Genomic DNA, 820 nt, shown 5'->3' on the forward strand with positions numbered 1-820 from the left:
CTCGCCTGACCGACCGCTACGCTACGGAAAGCAGTCACTGGATGCAGGATGGCGTGTGTCGCCACGCTGTTACGTCCTCCCCTGGCTGAGGTCTAAGGGCTCGAAATATCCCGCGCACGGTCGGGAAGAAGAAAGAAGCACTGCCTGAAAGAGGTCGGGACGAAGGGGGAAGAGGAAGGGCTGGGACACCTCTGCTATCGTGGGAAGTTATCGAGACCACCCGGATAGAAAGGAGCCCAGCCCATGCGACGAATTGTAATCGGCATCACCAGTCTTGAGCAGCATATCGAGGCAGTCAAGGCCAACCCCGAGCACTACCGGCCGCGGTGCTGCCCCCACTGCGGCATCAAGCTCCTTTGGCGGCACGGGCACTATGAGCGCAAGGCCGGTCGGCAACTGGAGCAGCGGTCGCTCAATCCGGTGCCGATCTGCCGCTACCTTTGCAGCGGATGCCAGCGCACGTGTTCGCGCCTACCGGAGTGCATCGCACCGCGGCGCTGGTATGACTGGTCGGTGCAGCAAGAGGCCCTGAAACCACGATTGAAAGGATGCTCGGCAGGCCATCGCGCGGACTACGGCGGACCTGACGAGCGCACCGTCGATCGCTGGTGGCAGTGGTTGAAGGCGCGCAGTGATCTCTTCGAGTTTCATCTGCGCGCCCGCTTTGCCGAACTCGGACGGGCGGCAGGATTCGACGCTCTCTGGCGCCAAGTGTTCGCAAGCCTGGGTCTGGCGCGGGCCATGGCCATCCTTGATCACGAGCTGAGCGTCCCTTGATGACCTGACCCCGAACGAGTGGCGGACAGTGGGGGCGCCCGGG

1 protein-coding gene is annotated in these 820 nt (G+C 63.3%); it reads left to right on the forward strand.

Annotated features, from left to right (window positions below; genetic code table 11):
* Positions 1-243: 243 nt before the first annotated feature.
* A complete protein-coding gene (locus tag E4Q08_RS23955) occupies positions 244-777 on the forward strand; it encodes a DUF6431 domain-containing protein (RefSeq protein ID WP_034916126.1) in 534 nt (177 codons plus the stop codon).
* The last annotated feature ends 43 nt before the right edge of the window (positions 778-820 follow it).

Source organism: Candidatus Accumulibacter contiguus, from assembly GCF_012940005.1.
Classification (GTDB): Bacteria; Pseudomonadota; Gammaproteobacteria; order Burkholderiales; family Rhodocyclaceae; genus Accumulibacter; species Accumulibacter contiguus.